The sequence below is a fragment of the Streptomyces sp. NPDC048434 genome (genome assembly GCF_043200375.1).
GTDB lineage: Bacteria > Actinomycetota > Actinomycetes > Streptomycetales > Streptomycetaceae > Streptomyces.
Genome location: NZ_JBICXQ010000001.1, coordinates 475,977 through 498,073 on the forward strand (window position 1 = coordinate 475,977; position 22,097 = coordinate 498,073).

At 71.8% G+C, this 22,097-nt stretch carries 19 protein-coding genes and 1 pseudogene; 9 read left to right on the plus strand and 11 right to left on the minus strand.

Translation table 11 applies throughout. The annotated features are described in order from the left end of the window. Window positions 1-2 precede the first annotated feature (2 nt). The 3 genes from ACGFWI_RS02160 to ACGFWI_RS02170 all read left to right on the plus strand — a co-directional run bounded on the left by ACGFWI_RS02160 (window position 3) and on the right by ACGFWI_RS02170 (window position 5,394). Window positions 3-2,417, plus strand: a complete 2,415-nt coding sequence (locus ACGFWI_RS02160; protein WP_393903967.1) for a xanthine dehydrogenase family protein molybdopterin-binding subunit — start codon at window positions 3-5, stop codon at window positions 2,415-2,417. A 243-nt stretch (window positions 2,418-2,660) separates the two neighbouring features. Continuing rightward, complete coding sequence (locus ACGFWI_RS02165) at window positions 2,661-4,118, plus strand: NCS2 family permease (protein WP_393903968.1); 1,458 nt, start codon at window positions 2,661-2,663, stop codon at window positions 4,116-4,118. Between the two features lie 37 nt (window positions 4,119-4,155). Next, a complete protein-coding gene (locus tag ACGFWI_RS02170) occupies window positions 4,156-5,394 on the plus strand; it encodes an XdhC family protein (RefSeq protein ID WP_393903969.1) in 1,239 nt (412 codons plus the stop codon). 218 nt (window positions 5,395-5,612) lie between these two features. Here ACGFWI_RS02170 and ACGFWI_RS02175 read toward each other — a convergent pair. Beyond that, a pseudogene (locus ACGFWI_RS02175) lies at window positions 5,613-6,407 on the minus strand (NAD(P)/FAD-dependent oxidoreductase); the annotation flags it as partial. A 17-nt stretch (window positions 6,408-6,424) separates the two neighbouring features. On the opposite strand from ACGFWI_RS02175, the gene ACGFWI_RS02180 reads away from it, so the two are divergent. Further along, the gene (locus tag ACGFWI_RS02180) at window positions 6,425-7,684 is read left to right on the plus strand and encodes a GNAT family N-acetyltransferase (RefSeq protein WP_393903970.1); all 1,260 of its coding nucleotides are present in this window, start codon (window positions 6,425-6,427) and stop codon (window positions 7,682-7,684) included. Between the two features lie 61 nt (window positions 7,685-7,745). Here the strand turns inward: ACGFWI_RS02180 and ACGFWI_RS02185 are convergent, their stop codons facing one another. Beyond that, window positions 7,746-8,309: a GNAT family N-acetyltransferase gene (locus ACGFWI_RS02185; protein ID WP_393903971.1), complete on the minus strand. Its 564-nt coding sequence runs from the start codon at window positions 8,307-8,309 to the stop codon at window positions 7,746-7,748. A gap of 115 nt (window positions 8,310-8,424) precedes the next feature. On the opposite strand from ACGFWI_RS02185, the gene ACGFWI_RS02190 reads away from it, so the two are divergent. Both ACGFWI_RS02190 and dmpI read left to right on the plus strand, forming a co-directional pair. Further along, window positions 8,425-9,354: a LysR substrate-binding domain-containing protein gene (locus ACGFWI_RS02190; RefSeq protein ID WP_393903972.1), complete on the plus strand. Its 930-nt coding sequence runs from the start codon at window positions 8,425-8,427 to the stop codon at window positions 9,352-9,354. Between the two features lie 172 nt (window positions 9,355-9,526). Further along, window positions 9,527-9,709: a 4-oxalocrotonate tautomerase DmpI gene (dmpI, locus tag ACGFWI_RS02195; protein WP_246296523.1), complete on the plus strand. Its 183-nt coding sequence runs from the start codon at window positions 9,527-9,529 to the stop codon at window positions 9,707-9,709. A 151-nt stretch (window positions 9,710-9,860) separates the two neighbouring features. On the opposite strand, the gene ACGFWI_RS02200 is transcribed toward dmpI, so the two are convergent. Continuing rightward, window positions 9,861-10,739 (minus strand): response regulator transcription factor, encoded by an 879-nt coding sequence (locus ACGFWI_RS02200; protein WP_393903973.1) that lies wholly within the window; start codon window positions 10,737-10,739, stop codon window positions 9,861-9,863. A 93-nt stretch (window positions 10,740-10,832) separates the two neighbouring features. Here ACGFWI_RS02200 and ACGFWI_RS02205 point away from each other — a divergent pair, with 93 nt between their 5' ends. Both ACGFWI_RS02205 and ACGFWI_RS02210 read left to right on the plus strand, forming a co-directional pair. Next, window positions 10,833-12,536, plus strand: coding sequence for an AMP-binding protein (locus ACGFWI_RS02205; RefSeq protein WP_393903974.1), 1,704 nt, complete (start codon window positions 10,833-10,835; stop codon window positions 12,534-12,536). Beyond that, a complete protein-coding gene (locus ACGFWI_RS02210) occupies window positions 12,533-14,173 on the plus strand; it encodes an AMP-binding protein (RefSeq protein WP_393903975.1) in 1,641 nt (546 codons plus the stop codon). The genes ACGFWI_RS02205 and ACGFWI_RS02210 overlap by 4 nt, the downstream gene beginning before the upstream one ends. Window positions 14,174-14,291: 118 nt before the next feature. Here ACGFWI_RS02210 and ACGFWI_RS02215 read toward each other — a convergent pair whose 3' ends face one another. Beyond that, a complete protein-coding gene (locus ACGFWI_RS02215) occupies window positions 14,292-15,092 on the minus strand; it encodes a helix-turn-helix transcriptional regulator (protein WP_393903976.1) in 801 nt (266 codons plus the stop codon). Window positions 15,093-15,353: 261 nt separating this feature from the next. On the opposite strand from ACGFWI_RS02215, the gene ACGFWI_RS02220 reads away from it, so the two are divergent. Beyond that, complete coding sequence (locus tag ACGFWI_RS02220; protein WP_393903977.1) at window positions 15,354-16,091, plus strand: SDR family oxidoreductase; 738 nt, start codon at window positions 15,354-15,356, stop codon at window positions 16,089-16,091. A gap of 65 nt (window positions 16,092-16,156) precedes the next feature. Here ACGFWI_RS02220 and ACGFWI_RS02225 read toward each other — a convergent pair whose 3' ends face one another. From ACGFWI_RS02225 to ACGFWI_RS02255, 7 genes are all read right to left on the minus strand, one after another. After that, on the minus strand, window positions 16,157-16,537 hold the full coding sequence (locus tag ACGFWI_RS02225) for an MmcQ/YjbR family DNA-binding protein (protein WP_393903978.1): 381 nt from the start codon (window positions 16,535-16,537) through the stop codon (window positions 16,157-16,159). Window positions 16,538-16,720: 183 nt separating this feature from the next. Next, window positions 16,721-17,257: a GNAT family N-acetyltransferase gene (locus ACGFWI_RS02230; protein ID WP_393903979.1), complete on the minus strand. Its 537-nt coding sequence runs from the start codon at window positions 17,255-17,257 to the stop codon at window positions 16,721-16,723. After that, window positions 17,254-17,406: a hypothetical protein gene (locus ACGFWI_RS02235; protein ID WP_393903980.1), complete on the minus strand. Its 153-nt coding sequence runs from the start codon at window positions 17,404-17,406 to the stop codon at window positions 17,254-17,256. Before ACGFWI_RS02235 ends, ACGFWI_RS02230 begins: the two co-directional genes overlap by 4 nt. Window positions 17,407-17,592: 186 nt before the next feature. Further along, window positions 17,593-18,336, minus strand: a complete 744-nt coding sequence (locus tag ACGFWI_RS02240; RefSeq protein WP_393903981.1) for a hypothetical protein — start codon at window positions 18,334-18,336, stop codon at window positions 17,593-17,595. A 471-nt stretch (window positions 18,337-18,807) separates the two neighbouring features. Continuing rightward, window positions 18,808-20,265 (minus strand): catalase, encoded by a 1,458-nt coding sequence (locus ACGFWI_RS02245; RefSeq protein ID WP_393904005.1) that lies wholly within the window; start codon window positions 20,263-20,265, stop codon window positions 18,808-18,810. A gap of 214 nt (window positions 20,266-20,479) precedes the next feature. Further along, on the minus strand, window positions 20,480-21,796 hold the full coding sequence (locus ACGFWI_RS02250; RefSeq protein ID WP_393903982.1) for a thiamine pyrophosphate-binding protein: 1,317 nt from the start codon (window positions 21,794-21,796) through the stop codon (window positions 20,480-20,482). A gap of 4 nt (window positions 21,797-21,800) precedes the next feature. Further along, window positions 21,801-22,097 (minus strand): NAD-binding protein (locus tag ACGFWI_RS02255; protein WP_393903983.1); only part of this gene is annotated, 297 nt, incomplete at its 5' end.

The window sequence follows — 22,097 nt, forward strand, 5'->3', positions numbered from 1 at the left end:
TCATGGCCGACACACCCACACCACGAGTCGCCACCGCTCCGGGCCGTACCCCCACCGACCTCACACAGGGCGGCAAGACCAAGGCCGGGATCGGTGAATCCACCCTGCGGCCCGACGGCACCCTCAAGGTGACCGGCGAGTTCGCCTACTCCTCGGACATGTGGCACGAGGACATGCTGTGGGGCTTCACCCTGCGCAGTACCACCGCGCATGCCGAGATCAGGTCGATCGACACGGCCGAGGCGCTGGCCACCCCCGGTGTCTATGCCGTCCTGACCTACGACGACCTGCCCACCGACGTGAAGAACTACGGCCTGGAGATCCAGGACACGCCGGTTCTCGCGCACGGCAAGGTACGCCACCACGGGGAGCCGGTGGCGCTGGTCGCCGCCGACCACCCGGAGACCGCGCGCCGCGCCGCCGCCAAGATCAAGATCGACTACGCCGAGCTGCCGGTCGTCACCGACGAGGCCTCCGCCACCGCCGAGGGCGCCCCGCTGATCCACGAGAACCGCGACGACCACCACGTGGGCCATGTCCCGCACCCGAACATCGTCCACCGCCAGCCGATCGTCCGCGGCAACGCCGACGAGGCCGCCAAGAAGGCCGATGTCATCGTCTCCGGCGAGTACGTCTTCGGCATGCAGGACCAGGCCTTCCTCGGCCCGGAGTCCGGCCTCGCGGTGCCCGGCGAGGACGGCGGCGTCGATCTGTACGTCGCCACCCAGTGGCTGCACTCCGACCTCCGCCAGATCGCCCCGGTCCTCGGCCTGCCCGAGGAGAAGGTGCGGATGACGCTCTCCGGCGTCGGCGGCGCGTTCGGCGGCCGCGAGGACCTGTCGATGCAGATCCACGCCTGTCTCCTGGCGCTGCGCACCGGCAAGCCCGTAAAGATCGTCTACAACCGGTTCGAGTCCTTCTTCGGACACGTCCACCGGCACCCGGCGAAGCTCTGGTACGAGCACGGCGCCACCAAGGACGGCAAGCTCACGCACCTCAAGTGCCGCATCGTGCTGGACGGCGGCGCCTATGCGTCCGCCTCCCCGGCCGTCGTCGGCAACGCCTCCTCGCTCGCCGTCGGCCCGTACGTGGTCGAGGACGTCGACATCGAAGCCATCGCGCTCTACTCCAACAACCCGCCCTGCGGCGCGATGCGTGGCTTCGGCGCGGTCCAGGCGTGCTTCGCCTACGAGGCGCAGATGGACAAGGTCGCCAAGAAGCTGGGCCTGGACCCGGTCGAGTTCCGGCAGCTCAACGCCATGGAACAGGGCACGCTCATGCCCACCGGCCAGCCGGTCGACTCGCCGGCCCCGGTCGCCGAACTCCTCCGGCGCGTCAAGGCGATGCCGCTCCCCCCGGAGCAGCAGTGGCTGGCGGCCGGTGAGGGCGCCGATGTCCGTGCGCTGCCGGGCGGACTGTCCAACACCAGCCACGGCGAGGGCGTGGTCCGCGGCATCGGCTACGCCGTCGGCATCAAGAACGTCGGCTTCTCCGAGGGCTTCGACGACTACTCCACCGCCCGGGTGCGGATGGAGGTCGTCGGCGGCGAGCCGGTCGCCACGGTCCACACCGCGATGGCGGAGGTCGGCCAGGGCGGTGTCACCGTCCATGCCCAGATCGCCCGTACGGAACTGGGGGTCCAGCAGGTCACCATCCAGCCGGCCGACACCCAGGTCGGCTCCGCGGGGTCGACGTCCGCCTCCCGCCAGACCTATGTCACCGGCGGCGCGGTCAAGAACACCTGTGAGCACGTCCGGGAGCAGGTCCTCGACCTCGGCCGGCGCAAGTTCGGTACGTACCACCCGGCGTGGGCGACCGCCGAACTCCTGCTGGAGGGCGGCAAGGTCGTCACCGACGGCGGCGAGGTCCTCGCCAACCTGGCGGACGTCCTGGAGGGTGAGGCGGTCGACCTGGAGCTGGAGTGGCGGCACCGCCCGACCGAGCCCTTCGACCTGCACACCGGCCAGGGCAACGGTCACGTCCAGTACTCCTTCGCGGCGCACCGCGCGGTCGTCGAGGTGGACACCGAACTCGGCCTGGTGAAGGTCATCGAGCTGGCCGTCGCCCAGGACGTCGGAAAGGCGCTCAACCCGCTGTCCGTCGTCGGCCAGATCCAGGGAGGCACCACCCAGGGCCTGGGCGTGGCGGTCATGGAGGAGATCATCGTCGATCCCAAGACCGCGAAGGTGCGCAACCCGTCCTTCACGGACTACCTCATCCCCACGATTCTCGACACCCCGACCATCCCGGTCGATGTGCTCGAACTCGCCGACGAGCACGCCCCGTACGGGCTGCGCGGCGTCGGCGAGGCCCCCACCCTGTCGTCCACCCCGGCCGTCCTCGCGGCGATCCGGAACGCGACCGGGCTGGAGCTCAACAAGACGCCGGTACGTCCCGAGCACCTCACCGGCACATAGAGAGCCGTCCGGGACGACCCCGGACACCGGTCTCCGGGCGGTGCGTGTCAGGGGTGTCCCTGTCCGTCCTCCTCCGCGCACCGCCCGGAGTCCCACGCCGCACCACGCAGTCGCTGCTCCGCCCCGGCGGAGCCAGTACCCCATCGTTCGTCTCGGGCCGTCCCCCGGGTCGTGCAGCCGAAGTTCCATCCCAAATCTCGCACTCGAGGCGAGTGCCCCTTTGAACCTTGGGAGTAAGGCACCATGACCCAGCAGTCCACCGAGCCGAGGACCACGGCGGAAGAGGCGGGCGACGGCTCGCGCCAGCCCGCCGGCCGGTCCTGGCTCGACCGGTACTTCCACATCTCCGACAGAGGATCGACGCTCGCGCAAGAGGTGCGCGGCGGCATCACCACCTTCATGGCGATGTGCTACATCCTCCTGCTCAACCCGCTGATCCTCTCGACCCCGGACGTGGAGAAGAACACCCTCGCGCATGCGGGCGTGGTCACCGCGACCGCGCTGGCCGCGGCGGTCTCCACGCTGCTGATGGGCTTCATCGGCAAGGTACCGCTGGCCCTGGCGGCCGGCCTCAACGTCTCCGCCGCCCTGACCGCACAGGTGGTCCCGAACATGACCTGGCCGCAGGCCATGGGCATGTGTGTGATCTACGGCGTGGTCATCTGTCTGCTGGTGGTCACCGGCCTCCGCGAGATGATCATGAACGCCATCCCGCTGGCGCTCAAGCACGCGATCACCATGGGCATCGGTATGTTCGTCGCCCTGCTGGGCCTGGTGAAGGCCGGCTTCGTGGGCAAGGGCGAGGGCGGCCCCGTCACCCTCGGTCTCAACGGACAGCTGTCCGGCTGGCCGGTCCTGTTCTTCTGCGTGACCCTGCTGCTGATCTTCATGCTGCAGGCCCGCAAGATACCCGGCGCGATCCTCTTCGGCATCGTGGCCGGCAGCGTGCTCTCCATCGCCGTGACCAGGATCGGCGGCCTGACGGCCAAGGACTGGGGCGGTACGCCCCCCGAGCTGAGCGGCGGCGCGGTCGCGATGCCCGACTTCGGCCTCTTCGGCCATGTCGAGTTCGGCGGCTGGGGCTCCATCGGCGCGCTCAGCGTCGGCATGATCGTCTTCACCCTGGTACTGGCCGGCTTCTTCGACGCCATGGCCACCATCATCGGCGTCGGCACGGAGGCCAAGCTGGCCGATGACAAGGGCCGGATGCCGGGCCTGTCCAAGGCGCTGTTCGTGGACGGCGCGGGCGGTGCTCTCGGCGGTCTGGCCGGCGCCTCCGGACAGACCGTGTTCATCGAATCGGCGAGCGGCGTCGGCGAGGGTGCACGCACCGGTCTGTCGTCCGTCGTCACCGGCCTGTTCTTCGCGGCCTGCCTGTTCTTCACCCCGGTCACCCAGCTCGTACCGGCCCAGGTGGCCTCGGCAGCCCTCGTCGTCATCGGCTCGATGATGATGAGCGCCGCCGGCCACGTGGACTGGCGCGACCGCTCGGTGTCCATCCCGGTCTTCCTGACCGTGGTCATGATGCCCTTCACCTACAGCATCACCGCAGGTGTGGGCGCCGGCGTCATCGCCTACGTTGCCATTAAGGCGGCACAGGGCAAATGGCGCGAGGTCGGCGGCTTCATGTGGGTGCTGACCGCGATTTTCGTCCTCTACTTCTCGCTCCATCCGATCGAGCAGTGGCTGGGCGTCAAGTAACCGCCCGCCCTCCCCATCCGTCCGTAAGGAGACCGACATGCTGGACATCGCCGAAGAGCTGCACCGGTGGGTCGGGCAGGGCCGCGACTTCGCGGTGGCCACCGTGGTGGCCACCCATGGCAGCGCGCCCCGCCGGCCCGGCGCCGCCCTGGCCGTCGACAGTGACGGCACGGCGATCGGGTCGGTCTCCGGCGGATGTGTGGAGGGGGCGGTGTACGAGCTGTGCCAGGAGGCGCTGCAGACCGGTGAGCCGGTCCTGGAGCGCTTCGGCTACAGCGACGAGGATGCCTTCGCCGTGGGCCTGACCTGCGGCGGCATCATCGACATCCTCGTGCAGCCGATACGGACGGCCGTCCGGCGCCCGGCAGGCGGCGGAGCGCCGGGGGAGCCGGCGGACGGTACCGCCGACACGCTCACCGCCGGGCTGGCCGCCGCCGCCACGGGGGAGGCGGCGGCGGTCGCCCGGATCATCGACGGCCCCGCAGAACTTCTCGGCCGCGCCCTGGTGGTCCGCCCCGACGGCAGCCACACCGGCACCCTCGGCGGCCACCCCGCCCTCGACCGCACCGCGATCGCGCAGACCCGTGCCCTGCTGGACGCCGGGCGCACCACGACGATCGAGATCGGCGCGGGCCCGGCACCCGAGGACGACGCCACCGGCGAAGGCGCCGCACAGCCGAGCGGGGCGCAGTGCGGCCAGCCCGTCCTCCTCCTCGTGGAATCCTCCGTCCCCGCGCCCCGCATGATCGTCTTCGGCGCCATCGACTTCGCCTCCGCGCTGGTCAAGGTCGGCAAGTTCCTCAACTACCACGTCACGGTCTGCGACGCCCGCCCCGTCTTCGCCACCCGCACCCGCTTCCCGGACGCCGACGAGATCGTCGTCGACTGGCCGCACCGCTACCTGGACTCCCAGGACCTGGACTCCCGCACGGTGCTGTGCGTGCTGACCCACGACGCCAAATTCGACGTACCGCTGCTGGAGCGGGCGCTCAAGCTCCCGGTCGCCTACGTCGGCGCGATGGGCTCGCGCCGCACCCACCTGGACCGCCTGCGGCGGCTGCGCGACACCGGCCTGACCGAACTCGAACTCAACCGGCTGCGCTCGCCCATCGGCCTCGACCTCGGCGCCCACACCCCGGAGGAGACCGCGCTGTCCATCGCCGCCGAGATCGTCGCCAACCGCCGCGGCGGCACCGGCGTACCGCTGACCGGCGCACACACCCCCATCCACCACGACACGGCCCGGCCGGTGGGGCGGATCGGGTCGGTGGCCTGAGGGCGTGGGACCCGCCGGCCGGCAGGCGTCGTCGCGCACGGCGCTCTCCGCCGGTGTCGTGTCTCAGCCGCCAGACCGCCAGACCGCCGGGCCGACGGCGTACGGCGGCGGAACGGCCCGTGCCTGCGGGCCAGCCGCGCCGGCGCAAACGGCGTGGCGGCCTCGGGGGCTCCGTCTCCCTGAACCAGCGTGGTCACCAGCGCCTCGGTGGCCGGCGCCAGCATCAGCCCCAGCATGTTGTGACCACAGGCGGCGAGCACCCGGGCGGTGCCGGGGACCGGACCGATCAGCGGCAGCCCGTCGGGCGTCATGGGGCGCGAGCCGACCCACTCCTCCTGCCGCGCCGACCAGTCCACCTCAGGCAGATACGGGCCCGCGGCCGCCGCGATGGCCCGCACCCGGCCGGCCCGGAACCGGTCGTGGGCGGAGTCGAACTCCATCGTCCCGGCAACCCGCACCCGGTCTCGCAACGGTGTCAGGACGACATGTGCGGAGCCGAGGTGCACCAGCCGCCGCAGCGGCCGCTCGGTCCGTACGGAGAAGCTGTAGCCCTTGCCGGGGAACAGCGTGACCGCGGTGCCCAGGCCGCGCAGCAGCTCGCGGGAGCGGACACCGGCCGCGATCACCGTGCGGTCCGCGTGGTGGCTGCCCGCCGTGGTGTGCACCGCCACGCCGCCGGGGTACTCCTCGACGTCCGTGACCCGGGCGCCCTCCACGACGCGTACGCCCTTCGCGCGCAGCCGCGCCGCCAGCCGGTCGACGAACAACGACGGGTCCAGCGACCACTGGTCCTCGACGAGGAACCCGGCGCTGCGGGTGCCGCGGCTGCCGGGCGGAGGCCATCGCCCTGTACCTCGCCTGCCTGACGGAGCTGGTCCTCGATTCCCCGGGGAGCCGGCCGCCCACCGGTACGGCACCGGCGCACCGCCCGGACCGCCGGCCACGCAACCCGGCGGTGAGCAGCGGTAACGGACCGGGCCGGACCGGAAAACGGGATGAAGGTCCCGACGCACCGAGTTAGCGTCCCGGGGTGACCACTGACGACGCCGCCCGCGCCACCGTGAACATCCGGGATCTCCCCGCGGCCGACTGCGACCAGGCCCTGGACATGTGCTACTCCGTCTTCCATCTGCAGCCCGGCGACAAGACCCGGAGTTTCCACGGGGATCTGCTGCGGGCCGGCCTCCGGGTCGGTGCGTACGACGGCGCACAGCTGGCCGGACTGGCCGGGGCGCACCGCCGCACCCTCTCCGTACCGGGTGGCCGACTTCCTTGTGCCGCGGTGGACTTCGTCACCGTGCTGCCCACCCACCGGCGCCGTGGCGTCCTCACCTCGATGATGGACGGGCTCTGGCGCCGCTGTGCCGCCGACGGGCGGCCACTGGCCTGCCTCTGGGCGTCCGAGAGCGCCATCTACGGACGCTACGGCTTCGGCGCCGCCACCGAGTTGTACGGCATCGAGATCGACACGTCCCGCCCGCTCGCCCTGCGCCTCGCCCCCGACAGCCGTCCGCTGCGGCTGATCGACCCGGCCGAGGCACCCGCGGTCCTCGCACCGCGCTACGACGCGACCCTGCCGCAGCGCGCCGGCCGCTTCACCCGCGACGCGAGCTGGTGGCGCGCCGGGGCGCTGGACCTCAACGGCGCCCGGATGAACGCCGGTCAGGACGGGTTCGGAGCGGCGCGTGTCGTGGTGCTCGGCGCCCCCGGTGAGGAGCCCGGCGGCTATGCGGTCTACCGCACCCGCGGCCCGGGGGAGGGCCGCACCGGAGCGGTCTTCGTCGGCGAACTGGAGGCGGAGTCCGCACCGGCCGCCGCCGCCCTGTGGTCCTACCTCGCCTCGATCGACCTCACCTCGGTCGTGCGGGTCCAGGGCCGCCCCGCCGACGACCCTCTCCTGTACCTCGCCGCCGACCGTGACCAGGTACGCGTCACCGGGCAGGAGCCCAACCTGTGGCTCCGGCTGGTGGACGTCGACGCCGCGCTGACCGCCCGCTCCTGGGCGGCCCCCGTCGACCTCGTCCTCGATCTGCGCGACACCGGCCTGCCCGCCAACGCGGGCCGCTTCCGGCTGACCGCGGGGCCCGGCGGCGCCACCTGGGAACCCGTCGACGAGGCTCCCGATATCTCCCTGGACGTAAGGGAGTTGGGCTCCTGCTACCTCGGTGGCACCCCCCTGCGGCACTTCGTTCACGCCGGTCTGGCCACCGAACACACCCCGGGCGCGGTCCGCCGCCTGGACGCCGCCCTGCAGACCGAGTGGCTGCCCTTCACCGGGGAGAACCACTGAGCGACGGGCGCGGTCGGGCCGGGGTGCCCGCCCCGGCCGCCGCAGCCCGCGCCCCCGCCCCTCAGCCCGTTCCCCCGGACCGCCGCGGCCGCAGCGCCGCCATCACGAACACGTCATGCCACGCGCCGTCCCAGAAGAGAGCCTCACGCATCCGGCCTTCCACTTCGAAGCCGCACTTCTCGTACGTACGCCGGGCGCGCGGGTTGTAGTCGAAGACCTCCAGCTGGACGCGGTGCAGCCCCACCCGGTCGAAGGCGTAGTCGAGAAGCAGCCGGATCGCCTCGCTGCCGATGCCGCGGCCGGTGGCGTCCGGGGTGAGGGCGATCCGGAAGCTCCCGTGGGCGTTCGGCGGATCGATCCCGCTCAGGGCGAGTTCGCCCAGGAAGCCGCCGGTTTCCCGGTCCTCGATGGCGAGGTCCAGCCGGTCCGCGCGGTCGGCACTGCCGGCGCACCACGCCTGCATCTCCTCCAGCGTGAAGTCATGATGGGTGCCGGTCAGCCGGCGGGTCTCCGGGTCCACGGCGGCGGTGTGGAAGGCGGCCGCATGCCGTGACGACAGCGGTGCGAGGCGGATCCGGGCGCCTGTGAGCACCGGCTTCTCGGAGAGGGCGGTGGCGTCGATCATGGGGTGATGATGTCCGGGCCGTGGGGCGTACGGCAACGGAATTGACCGGGCGGGGGAGTGCCGGACCGGGTGGGGGCGGGCCGGCTCAGCAGGAGCGGGCCGGAAAGGGGGAGGCGTGGAGCTGCGGCAGGTGCGGTACTTCGTCATGGTCGCGCAGGAGCTGCACTTCGGGCGGGCTGCCGAGAAGCTGCACATCGTGCAGTCGGCGGTGAGCCAGCAGATCAGACGGCTGGAGCGGGAGTTGCAGACCGAGCTGTTCGACCGTTCGGCGCGCCAGGTGCGGCTGACCGCCGTCGGCGAGCGGTTTCTGCCGGAGGCGCGGGCACTGCTCGCCGCCGAGCAGCGCGCCCGCGCCGTCGTCGCCGAGTTCGCCGAGGTCCGGGCCGCCACCCTGCGCGTGGGGACCAGTACGGGCCTGGGCGCCCATCTGGACCGCGTGCTGGAGGCGCTGGCAGATCTCGCCCCGAAGATCCGGGTGGAGCTGGTGGCGGCGCGGGCCCGGGAGCGGCTCGACCGGGTGGCGTCCGGCGAGCTGGCTGCCGCGTTCCTCCGCGGTGAGCCGCACGACGGACAGCGGGACGGCCTGCGCTTCGTTCCGCTGTGGCAGGACCCGCTGGTGGCGGTCGTCCCGGCCCGCCACCCGCTGGCCGCCTCGCGGGACACCGTCGCGCTCGCCGAACTCGCTCCCGTCCCGTTGGTATTGACCGCGCGACGCCACAACCGCGCCCTGGTCGATCTGGTCGTCGACGCCTGCCACGGCGCCGGCTTCACCCCCGTCACCGGGCCCGCCTACGGCTCGCTGGACGACACCCTGACGGCGATCGGCGCCGCCGGTGCGACGGACGGGCTGTGGACCGTCGTCTACGCCTCGCACGCCGCCCGGCTGAGCACCCCCAGAGTCGCCTTCCTGCCGTTCCGCGACCCGGGCATGGAACTCACCACCTCGGTCGCGGTGCGCCGTACCGACTCGCCGGCCGGACTGGATTTGCTGCTGCGGGCCTGTGCGGTGACGGACGACGGCGCGGCGTCCGATCTCGATCGTTGATCGCTGTGTGCGCGATCCGCTTCTTGGTCGCTCGGCCCGTTCGCGATGGACTGAGGACACGCCGGCCAACCACCGGAAACCGGGGGTAACCCGGGCGCACCGCAGGCCGCGGAACACGGGGAGTCCCTGTGTCCCACTTCCCAACGGCCGTAGATGACAAGGGAGTTACGTCATGCCGATCGTCACCGTCCAGCAGGGTCCGCGCAGCGTCGAGCTGAAGCGGGAACTGGTCCGGCAGATCACCGACGCGTTCGTCGACGCGTACCGGATTCCCGCCGAGACCGTGCAGGTCTGGATCCAGGAAGTCCCCACCGACAGCTGGGGCGCGGCGGGCACGCTGACCGCCGACAAGTAGCCGACGAGCGGCGGGCCGGTCTTCACGGGGGAGGACCGGCCCACGCCTCGCCTTACGGGAGTCGCCGTACGGGAGTCGCCGTAGGGGAGTCGCCGTACGGGAGTCCCCTGACGGGAGTCGCCGTAGGGGAGTCGCCCCACGGGAGCTCCCCTCACGGGAGCGCCCCGGCCCGCCGGGCCGCGATCACCGCCTGCAGCCGGGTGTGCGCCCCCAGCTTCCGCATACAGGACCGGAGATAGCTCTTGACCGTCTCCGGGCGCAGCCCCAGCCGCCGCGCCACCACCGCATTCGTCGCGCCCGACGCCACACAGGCCAGTACGTCCACCTCGCGCGGCGACAGCACCGGGCCCGCACCGTCCGCGTCGGGCCGCCTCGACGAGGCCGCCGCGAGCCGGCCGCACGCCCCCAGCAACTCCTGCCGCAGCAGCGGGTCGCCGACCCGCTGGGCCAGCGCGCGCAGCTCACCGTGCGCCTCCCGTACCTCCTCCCACCTCGCCGGATCGGCGGCCGCCGACGAGGGGGGCGCCTCCCGTGTCCGCAAGGCATGGGGGAGGACCTCCGACAGCAGCCGCGCCGCCTCGTCCTGCAGCACGAGCGCCTGCTCCAGCTCCCGCGCCGCCTCCACGGCCGCCGACAGCGGCCGGTCGCCGAGCCGCACCGGCCGGCGCAGCGCCCCGTACAGCACCCCCCGCACCCGGCGCCGGACGATCACCGGTACCGCGAGCACCGACCGCAGCCCCTCCGCGGCCACCGCCGCGTCGTATTCATGGCTGATCACCGACGAGACGCTGTAGTCGGTCACCGCGAACGGCCGGGACAGTGCCACGGCCTTCCCGCCCAGCCCGTTGCCCTGCAGAATGTCCAGGCCGTGCAGCACCGCGGTCTCCGTACCGGCCAGCTCATTGATGCGATAGCGCCCCGTGCCGGCCAGCAGACCGCCGAACGCCACCGGCAGCCCGCTGGCCCGCCGTAGCCGCGACAGCGCCGTCCGTACGTCCACCGAATCGTTCGCCGCCGACTCGCGCTGCACGCCGATACCTCCGCTTCCCCCCGTTCGGGGGTGGTGAGACCTGCGCCACTGATTACACGATGGCAGGGAGCGGTGCGGCAATGAGGAGGACACATGACGGACACGGAAAACGCTGCGACGGGTCGCGCACCGGCCGCCACCAAGGCGTTCCGGGCGGCGCGGGATTTCCTGCTGCGGCACCGGGAGGACTATGAAGCGGCCCGTGCGGGCTTCCGCTGGCCCCGCCCCGACCACTTCAACTGGGCGCTGGACTGGTTCGACGTCATCGCCCGCGACAACGGCCGCACCGCGCTGCACATCGTCGAGGAGGACGGCGGCGAGACCGTGCTGAGCTTCGAGGAGCTGCGCCGCCGCTCCGACCAGGCCGCCAACTGGCTGTCCGCCAAAGGGGTACGGGCCGGCGACCGCATCGTCGTGATGCTCGGCAACCAGGCGGAACTGTGGGAGACCGCGCTGGCCGCGATGAAGCTGCGCGCCGTCGTCATCCCCGCGACACCCCTGCTGGGCGCGGCCGATCTCCACGACCGGATCGACCGCGGCCGGGCCCGCCATGTCATCGTGCGCGCCGCGGACACCGACAAGTTCGCCGCCGTACCGGGCGACTACCACCGGATCGCGGTCGGCGGCGCGGTGGACGGCTGGCTGGCCTACGAAGAGGCGTACGACTGTCCCGACAGCTATGAGCCGGACGGTCCCACCCGGGCCGACGACGCCCTGATGCTCTACTTCACCTCCGGCACCACCGCCCGCCCCAAGCTCGTCGAGCACACCCACGCGTCCTACCCCATCGGTCATCTCGCGACGATGTACTGGATCGGCCTGCGGCCCGGCGATGTGCATCTGAACATCTCCTCGCCCGGATGGGCCAAGCACGCCTGGTCCAATCTCTTCGCGCCCTGGAACGCCGAGGCCACCGTCTTCATCCACAACTACACCCGCTTCGACGCGGCCCGGCTGATGGCCGAGATGGACCGGGCCCACGTCACCAGCTTCTGCGCCCCGCCCACCGTCTGGCGGATGCTCATCCAGGCCGATCTGACGGCGCTGCGCACCCCGCCGCGGGAGATCGTCGCCGCCGGCGAACCGCTGAACCCGGAGATCATCGAGCAGGTGCGGCAGGCCTGGGGCGTGACGATCCGCGACGGCTTCGGACAGACCGAGACCGCCGTCCAGGTGGCGAACACCCCGGGCCAGACCGTCAAACCGGGCTCCATGGGCCGGCCCACCCCCGGCTTCGACGTCGTCCTGCTCGACCCGGTCAGCGGCGCACCGGCCGACGAGGGAGAGATCGCCCTCGACCTCTCCGCCCGGCCGGTCGGCCTGATGACCGGCTACCACGGCGACCCGGCACGCACCGCGGAGGCGATGGCCGACGGCTACTACCGCACCGGCGACATCGGCTCCCGCGACAGCGAGGGCCGGCTCACCTACGTTGGGCGCGCCGACGACGTCTTCAAGGCCTCCGACTACAAGATCTCGCCGTTCGAGCTGGAGAGCGCCCTGCTGGAGCACGAGGCGGTCGCCGAGGCCGCCGTGGTGCCGGCCCCGGACCCGCTGCGGCTGTCGGTGCCCAAGGCGTATGTCGTGCTGGCGGCCGGGTGGTTGCCCGGCCCGGAGACCGCGAAGCTGATCTTCGAGCACTCCCGCGAGGTCCTGGCCCCCTACAAGCGCATCCGGCGGCTGGAGTTCGCCGAACTGCCGAAGACCGTCTCCGGCAAGATCCGCCGTATCGAACTGCGTGAGCGCACCGCGCAGGGCGACGGCGGCGCCGAGTACCGGGAGGAGAACCACCGATGAGCCAGCCGCACCAGGAACTGTCGTACGCCAGCGGGGCCGCCGAGCAGCCGCTGCTCGGCCACACCATCGGCACCGATCTGGCCCGCGCCATCGCCCGGTTCGGCGACCGTGAGGCGCTGGTCGAGGTGGCGAGCGGCCGCCGCTGGACCTACACCGAACTGGGCCGCGCGGTCGACGAGGTGGCACTCGGCCTGCTCGCCAAGGGCGTCCGCAAGGGCGACCGGGTCGGTATCTGGGCGCCCAACTGCGCCGAATGGGTCCTCGTCCAGTACGCCACCGCGCGGATCGGCGCCATCCTCGTCAACGTCAACCCGGCCTACCGCGTCCACGAGTTGGCGTATGTCCTGCGACAGGCCGGTATCACCGTCCTGGTCTCCGCGACCCACCACAAGACCAGCGACTACCGCCGGATGATCGAGCAGGTGCGCGCCGAGAGCCCGGCGCTGCGCGATGTGGTCTACATCGGCGACCCGACCTGGGGCGGGCTGCTGGCGGCCGGCGCCAGCGTCCCGCACACCGAACTCGCCGAGGGGGAAAAGGCCCTGGCCGCCGACGACCCGGTCAACATCCAGTACACCTCGGGCACCACCGGCTTCCCCAAGGGCGCCACCCTCTCCCACCACAACATCCTCAACAACGGCTACTGGGTCGGCGAGACCGTCGCCTACACCGAGCAGGACCGGGTGTGTCTGCCGGTGCCCTTCTACCACTGCTTCGGCATGGTCATGGGAAACCTCGGCATCACCTCGCACGGCGCCTGCATCGTCATCCCGGGCCCCGCGTTTGATGCCGCCACCACCCTCCAGGCCGTCCAGGACGAGCGCTGCACCTCCCTCTACGGCGTCCCCACCATGTTCATCGCCGAGCTCAACCACCCCGACTTCGCCGGCTTCGACCTCTCCTGCCTCCGCACCGGCATCATGGCGGGCTCGCCCTGCCCGGAGGAGGTGATGAAGCGGGTGGTCGCCGAGATGCACATGGCCGAGGTCTCCATCTGCTACGGCATGACCGAGACCTCCCCGGTCTCCACCCAGACCCGGCGCGACGACGACCTCGCCCACCGCACCGGGACCGTCGGCCGGGTGCTGCCGCACATCGAGGTGAAGGTCGTCGACCCGGCGAGCGGGGTGACCGTGCCCCGCGGCACCCCCGGCGAGCTGTGCACCCGCGGCTACAGCGTGATGCTCGGCTACTGGGAGGACCCCGAGCGCACCGCCGAGGTCATCGACGCCGCCCGGTGGATGCACACCGGCGATCTCGCGGTGATGAACGACGACGGCTATGTCCGGATCGTCGGCCGCATCAAGGACATGATCATCAGAGGCGGCGAGAACGTCTACCCGCGCGAGATCGAGGAGTTCCTCTACTCCCACCCCAAGATCGCCGATGTCCAGGTCGTCGGCGTCCCCGACGAGAAGTACGGCGAGGAGATCGCCGCCTGCGTCATCCTCCGTGACCCCGAAGACCCGCTCACCCGCGATGAGTTGGCCCGCTACTGCCGCTCCCGCCTCGCCCACTACAAGGTGCCGCGCCACCTCCACCTCCTCGACGCCTTCCCGATGACCGTCAGCGGCAAGGTCCGCAAGATCGAGCTGCGGGAGCGGCTGGCGGAGGAACTGGGGCGAGTGTCGCCATGACCCGCGCCCGGCGGTCAGCGGGGCACGTCCCCGCCCGCCGTGCCGCGGGGAATACGCGTCGTGGGCGAGTGCGCAGCACGAACCGCTCCGCTCACCTGCAGGTCCTGCAGGTCCTGCTTCAGCCGGCCGGCTCTCCTGCATCGGAGTAGATCACCAGTGTCCGCTCCGGCTGTTCGGCGAGGTGGAATGCGGTGTACGTGAAATCGACCGCCCCGCGTCCCGGGCACCGTAGCCGTTTCCGTCCGCCGTGCCGCGCCTGCACGTCGTACCGCGGCCACCAGGCGGACACCTCCGGGCTGCCCGCCTTCAGCTCGTCGATCAGCCGGGTGTAGCGGGCGTCGCCGGGGTGGTGCCCGGCCAGCGTCCGCAGCCGGGCGAGCAGGCCGCGCGCCTCGGGCTCCCAGTCGACCACAACGTCCCGGGCCACAGGTTCGAGGAACACCCAGCGGGCGAAGTTCGCCGGCCGGTCCGCCGCCGCGATGAGGTGCGGAAACAGCTCGTCGGCTGCCTGGTTGTAGCTGAGCACGTCATAGGTGCCGCCGATGATGTACGCCGGGTTCGGCTGGAGCAGGAGCGGGACGGCCGCCACCTCGGCGGCGAGCGGCTCGGGTTCCTCGGCCTCGGCCGCGGGCGCATGACCGGCGAGCTGGAAGAGGTGTCCGCGTTCGTGCCGGTCGAGCCGCAGCACCGCGGCGAGGGCATCGAGCACCTGGTCCGAGGCACGGATGTCCCGGCCCTGCTCCAGGTACGTGTACCAGGTGGCGCTGATCCCGGCGAGCAGCGCGAGTTCCTCCCGGCGGAGTCCCGGCGTCCGGCGTCGTCCGGTTCGTGGCAGGCCGACCTGCTCGGGCGTGATCCGCTCCCTGCGGCTGCGCAGGAAAGCACTCAGCTCACGGCGCTGATCCGGCTGTTTCGGCATGGTGGATGGCATCCCTGGTTCCAGAATAAACGCGCTCTGGATACCAGGCTAAAGCCCCCGCAGACTGGTGCCCGAGCGGGGTTACGGACTCACCGAGGGTGGGTCTGTGGACGGCTCGTCCCGGCACCGGGCGGCTCCGGTGTTTCGGAGCCCGGACGGGGCCGGGCGAGCGCCCGGAACGGTGACGAGCCGGAGCCCGGTGACCAGCCGGATCCCGGAAACGAGCCGGAACCCGGAAACGAGAGGGAAGAGGAAGACACCATGTCGGGAATCGACGGCAAGGTCGTGGCGATCACGGGGGCCGGCAGCGGCATCGGAGAGGCGACCGCGCTGCTGCTGGCCGAGCGAGGCGCCCGCCTCGTCCTGGGGGCGCGCCGAAGCGAGCGCCTCGCGGATCTGGTGGCCCGGATCGAGAAGGCGGGCGGCACGGCCGTGCAGATCCGTACGGATGTGACCCGGCGCGACGACCTGCACGCCCTGGTGGCGCTGGCCGGTGAGCGATTCGGCCGGCTCGACGTGCTGGTCAGCAACGCCGGGGTCGGTACGATCTCGCCCCTCGACGATTTGCGCGTCGACGAGTGGGACCAGATGGTCGACGTGAACTTCAAAGGCGTGCTGCACGGAATCGGCGCCGCGCTGCCGGTCTTCCGGGCGCAGGGCACCGGCCACTTCATCACCACGGCCTCCACCGCCGCCTTTCGCATCGTGCCGGCCATGGCGGTCTACGCCGCTACGAAGTTCGCGGTCCGCGCCCTCTGCGAAGGCCTGCGCCAGGAAGCCGGCGACTCCCTGCGGGTGACCACCGTCTCGCCCGGCCCAGTGGACACCGACTTCGCCGAGGCATCAACGAATCAGCAGGTCAGAGAGCAGATCAAGGAGACCCGGGACCGGATCGCGATCCCGCCCGAGTCGATCGCCCGGGCCATCGCGTTCGCGATCGAGCAGCCGGCCGGCGTCGACGTGAGCGAGATCGTCGTCCGGCCCACCGCCCAGAACTGACCCCGCCGCTCCCCGTGTGGGCGAGTCGTCGGCCGGCGCGTGAGGTGGCGCATCCGGGCGGCTGTTCAGTCCCGCCGCTCCCCGGGCCAGTCGAGCAACAGGCGCGTGGCGCGGGGAAGCGAAGCGACCACGAGGTCGTACGAGTCCTCGATCATGTCGAGGACGAGCCGGTCGGGAAGGTCACCGTCCAGTGAAACGGTGTTCCAGTGCCGCTTGTTGAGGTGATAGCCGGGCACCACCTCGGGGTGTGCCGCTCGCAGCCGCTCCGCCAGCTCGGGCTCGCACTTGAGGCTCACGCTGAGCGGTGTGTCCGTCAGCGTCGTCAGCGCGAAGATCTTGCCGCCGACCTTGAAGGTCGATACGTCCGGGTGCCGCGGAAAGGGACATTCCTGGGTCACACCGTTGAAGTCCAGGCAGACGGTCCGAAGGGTAGGCGCGTCGATCATCCCCGCATTATCTCCGGGGAGGGGCGGGGGCCGCCTGACCGGTCGTCAGGTGACGCCGACCGGCCCGCCCACGGCCGCCGGCCGGCTCTCCGCGGCGACGGCCTGGTGGTCGCACCCTGCCGCGCCTGCCCACCGACCGGACCGGGACGCCGCACCCAGCGCGAAGGTCACCCTCCACGACGGTCACAGGCCGGAACCCGGCCGGCCGGGCTCCCGGCGCATACAGACCCGCGGCCAGCGGTCGAGCCCCAGGGCCGCCTCCTGGGCACGGATCGCCCGCAGCCCCGGTGTGCATTCGGCATCGGCGAGCACCCGGAACCCGATCCGGGCGTAATACGGCGCGTTCCACGGCACCTCGGCGAAGGTGGTCAGGGTCAGCGCGACCGGGCCGCCATCCCGCCCCGCCCGGTCGATGAGGGCCCGGCCGATGCCGTGGTGGGCATGCTCCGGGTGGACCGACACCTGCTCGATGTGGGTGCACCCGTCCACCGGCTCCCACAGCAGAAGGCCGATCGGCCGGCCTTCCACCTCCGCCTGCCCCGCTTCCCCGTACGCGGCCAGTGCCCGGCCGGCCTGCTGAAAGCGCGTCAGCTGGGCGAGCGACGGTGGCTCGTCGTCGGCGACCGATGTCATGCCCAGACCGCGGAACGGCTCACCGGCGGCCCGTTCGACCGCGCGCAGTGCAGGCAGGTCGGCAAGGGAAGGCGGACGGATGATCACCGGGCCAGTGTCGCCGTTTCCGCCGGAAGCGGCCACCGGATTTCCGGGCCCGCCGGGGCGGCGCGGACGACCTCATGGCCCCGCTGTTCCAGTTGCCGGGCGACGGCGCTGCTGAGGGTGCCGGTCGCTCCGATCACGATGATCTTCATGGGGGCCATGCTGCCGGGTGAGCGGCCGCGCAGCCGGCCTTACGAGTCACTTGACGAGCAACTGCGTGCGCCCGTACGGCAGATGATCGATCGCTGGGGTACGTTCCGGTGCCGGCCCTCGGACGGTTCATGGGCGTACTGGCCTGGAACCGGGCGAGCCACGGCCGGCAGCCGTGGACGGCCGGTTCACCCGCCGGATGCGCCGTACTTGATCAGTTCGTCCGCCGGGTCGTTGACCGGCTGCGGGGTGCCGGTGAGGTCCATGACGAACAGCGGGATGTGCAGCTCGTCGGCGCGGGACCGGGCGTCGCGGGCATAGCCGGCGAGCGAGAAGAAGACCGCGATGGCCGAGTTGTTGAGGCCGTTGAGCCAGACGCATTCGATCTCGCGCAGCTTGGTGGCGTGGGTGGTCGGGTCGACCTGGGCGACCACACCCGTACCGCGGAGGTCCACGCCGGAGGCGGTGCGCTCCTGGGTCCGTGCGACATCGGCGTAGCCCAGCCACTTCAGATACTGCTGGGCGGCGGTGACACAGTCGCGGGCGGTACGGATCGTCACCGGGCGGAACGCGGGCCGCAGGGCGGCGCGCGGAGTGACGGGGGCGGGCTGCGGTGCGGGCTTCGGTGCGGGCGGCCCGAACGAGGGGAAGTTCGGCGGCGGTGGGACGGGCGCGGGGGCGACGGGGATCCGTACGACCGTGCCGCAGACGCAGCCGGACTCCGGCGCCGGCCATTCGTCCTGCCGTCCGCAGACCTCGCAGCGCACCTCCACCCAGGAGGCCTGCCAGGTGCGGTGGAGTATCTCGACGGGTACCCCGCCACGCAGCACGGGCATGGTCAGCGGGGCACCGCACGCGCACGGGAAGGTGGGCGGGGTGAAGGCGTTCTCGCGGCGGCACGTGGGGCACCGCACCGGCACGCTGTCGGCCATGGTCGGCTCCTGGCAGGTCGGGCGGCAGACAGGTCGGATCTGCTGCTGCCCCCATGGTCTCTCCAAAGTCGGCTGCAGGGGGGCGATTTGCGAGGAGAAGCGCAGGTGGGGAAGAACAGCAGGGGAGCCACGGCGCACGGAGGGAGCGCACCGTGCGCACAAGGGCCGTGCGGCAGGTGCGGCGCACACTCGGCCCGGAATCCGTGACGTACGGATTCCGGGCCCGCTGTGGTTCCCGTCCGGCAGCACGAGAATCGGGCGCGACAGGACATCGTGCCGCCGGACGGAGTCTGTGGGGTGGGGGAGGAGGCGGGCTCCGTGGTGGGGGAGAGGCCCGCCCTTCTGTCGGGCGGGCACGGCCACCGCACTGGTTCTCCCCGTGTACCGCGGAGCCCGCCCTACCTCTCCGTACCGGCCGGCCACCCCTCAAAAGGGCCGGCCGGTACGGTGCGCAAGGATGCTGACCTCCCGTCAGTCCTCGCGCAGCTCACGGACCTTGGCCTCGACACGCTTGCCGTAGTCCGGGTCGGCGGCGTGGAAGTGAGCGAGATTCTTCTCGATCACGTCGTCGCGGCTGACCTGGGAGAGGCCACCGGCGATGTTGTTCACCAGACGGTTCTTCTCGTCCTCGGACATCAGGCGGTAGAGCTCACCGGCCTGGAAGAAGTCGTCGTCCTTGGTGTGGGCCGGGGCCTCGTGGGTGCCGGTGTGGCCGGCGACGGCCAGCGGGGCGGAGAGCGGCTCGTTCGTCTGGGCCGGGCCGCCGTAGGAGTTCGGCTCGTAGTTCTTGGCGTGCCGGTCGTAGCCGTTGGTGGCCATCAGGCCGTCCCGGCCGTAGTTGTTGGCCCGGGTCGCCTTGGGGGCGTTCACCGGCAGCTGGGTGTGGTTGACGCCCAGGCGGTAACGGTGTGCGTCGGCGTACGCGAACAGCCGGCCCTGGAGCATCTTGTCCGGGGACGGACCGATGCCGGGCACGAAGTTGTTCGGCGAGAAGGCCGACTGCTCGACCTCGGCGAAGACGTTGTCGGGGTTGCGGTCCAGGACCAGGCGGCCCACCCGCTGCAGCGGGTAGTCGCGGTGCGGCCACACCTTGGTCAGGTCGAACGGGTTGAAGCGGTAGTCGGCCGCCTCGGCCGCCGGCATGATCTGCACGTACAGCGTCCAGGAGGGGTAGACGCCCCGCTCGACGGACTGCAGCAGATCGGTCTGGTGGCTGTTCGGTTCCTTGCCGGACAGCTCGGCGCCCTGCTCGGCGTCCAGGCAGCGGATGCCCTGGTTCGTCTTGAAGTGGTACTTGACGAAGAAGGCCTCGCCCTCGGCGTTCGTCCACTGGTAGGTGTGCGAGCCGTAGCCGTTCATGTGGCGGTAGGAGGCCGGGATGCCGCGGTCGCCCATGAGCCAGGTGATCTGGTGGGTCGCCTCGGGGGCGTGCGCCCAGAAGTCCCAGACGTTGTCCGGCTCCTGCTTGCCCGTGAAGGGGTCGCGCTTCTGGGAGTGGATGAAGTCGGGGAACTTGATCGGGTCCTTGATGAAGAACACCGGGGTGTTGTTGCCGACGAGGTCGTAGTTGCCCTCTTCGGTGTAGAACTTCAGGGCGAAGCCACGCGGGTCCCGGGCCGCGTCCGGGCCGCCGAGGTTGTCGGCGACGGTCGAGAAGCGGATGAAGGTCTCGGTCCGCTTGCCGACGGTGCCGAGGAAGTCGGCACGGGTGAAGCCGGTGACATCATCGGTCACCTCGAAGTAGCCGTACGCGCCGGAGCCACGGGCATGGACGACGCGCTCCGGGATGCGCTCGCGGTTGAAGCGGGCGAGCTTCTCCAGCAGGTGCTGGTCCTGGAGGACGACCGGGCCGCCGGCGCCGGCGGTGGCGGAGTTCTGGTTGTCGGCGACGGGGGCGCCAGCCTCCGTAGTGAGAAAGCGCGCCGTCAGCGTGGGCTTCGACATGGTGACCTTCCGTACGAGAGCGCGGAAGTTGGCTTCCGCATGTCGGAGCGTAAGAAGGGCTCCGACCAAACGTCAACAGTTTGTTGAAACAAAGCTGGGTGGTATCCGGGGGGATTCCGGGCGGCGGCCACGCCTGGGCGCGACAGGACAAGTGTCGGCGCAGCCGCCGCCCGGAAGCTGGGGGGACCTGCTCCAGGCCCTAGGCCCGGTGGGCGAACTCGTGCACGGGATCGGTGGCCGCGCCGCCGGACAGGCGTCCCGCAAGCGGCCGGGCCCGTTCCGCGACGGCCCGCTCGGCCCGGACCTCCACGAGGACCGGCCGCCGTGTGGAGACGGCTTCCTTACGTGCCCACTCGACCGCCGAGCGCAGTTCCGCCGGCTCGACGACGTCCCGGCCCGCGCAGCCGTACGCCTCCACGAGCTTCACGTGGTCCGTGACGTGCTCGTCGTCGGCGCCGTGGCCCTCGTACCCGCCGTGGTCTTCGTGGCCGGGGCTGCACAGGATCAGCACGAAGGGCACCTCGTACCGGACCGCGGACGCCAACTCGTCGGCCAGGAGCGGCAATCCGTGGCCGTCGATGACCACGACGACCTCCGCAGTCCGCTCGCCCCGGGAGTCCAGGGCCTTGCGGACGCCGATCGCGGCCGGCACCTCCCAGCCGGGAGGCCGGCCCCGGCCGTGCAGCCGATGCCGTCGTGGAGCGTCCGCAAGAGCGGTGGCAGCGGCGCTCGCCGAGCTGCTGACGAGGTAGGTGTCCGACGCGGCGTCCGGAGGACCCGGCGCACCGAAGACCGCGGTGACCTCCGCCAGGACCCGGGAGGCCGGGAGGGCGTCGGGGCCCGTGTGGCCGGCCCGGTCCGAGGGGACGGGCGGCCGTACGGACCCGGCAGGTGCGGACCCGGCCTGCGCCGTCCCGGCGTGCGGCATTCCGGCCTGCGGGGGCTGGATGTCGAAACCGGGGCGGCGCCCGGCGTCGTACGCGATCTCCACCGTGGCCAGATCCGCCGGGACATCGATCAGGACCGGGCCGGGACGGCCCTCCCGCGCGATCCGGAACGCCTCGCGGAACGCCCCCGGAATCCGCGCCGGATCCTCGATGCGCTCGGCGCGCTTGGTGACCGGACCCGCCAGCCGGACGAGATCCGGTGGGCGGTGCACCTCCTGGTGGGGCGGGCCGCTCCGCCGGCTCGGGCCGGCCGTCTCCCTGCCCGTGAGGCACACCAGCGGGACCGCGTCCTGCCGCGCCGCATACAGGCCGGTGATCAGACGTGCCGCCCCCGGTCCCGCGGTGACCGCGACGACACCGGTCCTCCCCGTCGTACGGGCCCAGCCGTCAGCCATGAACGCGGCGGTCTCTTCGTGCCGCACCGACAACCGCTCGATGCCGCCCGCCTCCGCCATCGCCGCGTACAGCGGGCGAAGGGCGGCCCCGGGGCAGCCGAAGGCGATATCCACGCCCTCGTCCTTCATGATCTGGACGGCCGCCTGTACGGCGGGAATCCGCTGCGCCGCCATGGCCTCAGCTTTCGGTGGGGTGTCCGGAGAGGCGTTCGACGCCGCGGAGGAGGGCGGAGTGGTCGAGGTTGCCGTCGCCCTGGGCGCGGAGGGCGGCGACGAGGGAGGCGACGAGGGTGCCGACGGGGAGGGCGGCGCCGACGGTGCGGGCGGCGTCGGTGACGATGCCCATGTCCTTGTGGTGGAGGTCGATGCGGAAGCCGGGGCGGAAGTCGCGGTGGGTGAAGTTGTCTTTCTTGCGGGTCAGGACGGTGGAGGCGGCCAGGCCGCCGTTGAGGACGTCGAGGGCGGCGGGGAGGTC

Excerpts from the sequence above, each read along its gene's own strand:
- ACGFWI_RS02170 (WP_393903969.1), top strand. The coding sequence starts at position 4,156 with ATGCTGGACATCGCCGAAGAGCTGCACCGGTGGGTCGGGCAGGGCCGC.
- ACGFWI_RS02240 (WP_393903981.1), bottom strand. The coding sequence starts at position 18,336 with ATGGCCGACAGCGTGCCGGTGCGGTGCCCCACGTGCCGCCGCGAGAAC.
- ACGFWI_RS02165 (WP_393903968.1), top strand. The coding sequence starts at position 2,661 with ATGACCCAGCAGTCCACCGAGCCGAGGACCACGGCGGAAGAGGCGGGC.
- ACGFWI_RS02235 (WP_393903980.1), bottom strand. The coding sequence starts at position 17,406 with ATGAAGATCATCGTGATCGGAGCGACCGGCACCCTCAGCAGCGCCGTC.
- ACGFWI_RS02210 (WP_393903975.1), top strand. The coding sequence starts at position 12,533 with ATGAGCCAGCCGCACCAGGAACTGTCGTACGCCAGCGGGGCCGCCGAG.
- ACGFWI_RS02225 (WP_393903978.1), bottom strand. The coding sequence starts at position 16,537 with ATGATCGACGCGCCTACCCTTCGGACCGTCTGCCTGGACTTCAACGGT.
- ACGFWI_RS02185 (WP_393903971.1), bottom strand. The coding sequence starts at position 8,309 with ATGATCGACGCCACCGCCCTCTCCGAGAAGCCGGTGCTCACAGGCGCC.
- ACGFWI_RS02205 (WP_393903974.1), top strand. The coding sequence starts at position 10,833 with ATGACGGACACGGAAAACGCTGCGACGGGTCGCGCACCGGCCGCCACC.
- ACGFWI_RS02250 (WP_393903982.1), bottom strand. The coding sequence starts at position 21,796 with ATGGCGGCGCAGCGGATTCCCGCCGTACAGGCGGCCGTCCAGATCATG.
- ACGFWI_RS02220 (WP_393903977.1), top strand. The coding sequence starts at position 15,354 with ATGTCGGGAATCGACGGCAAGGTCGTGGCGATCACGGGGGCCGGCAGC.
- ACGFWI_RS02160 (WP_393903967.1), top strand. The coding sequence starts at position 3 with ATGGCCGACACACCCACACCACGAGTCGCCACCGCTCCGGGCCGTACC.
- ACGFWI_RS02215 (WP_393903976.1), bottom strand. The coding sequence starts at position 15,092 with ATGCCGAAACAGCCGGATCAGCGCCGTGAGCTGAGTGCTTTCCTGCGC.
- dmpI (WP_246296523.1), top strand. The coding sequence starts at position 9,527 with ATGCCGATCGTCACCGTCCAGCAGGGTCCGCGCAGCGTCGAGCTGAAG.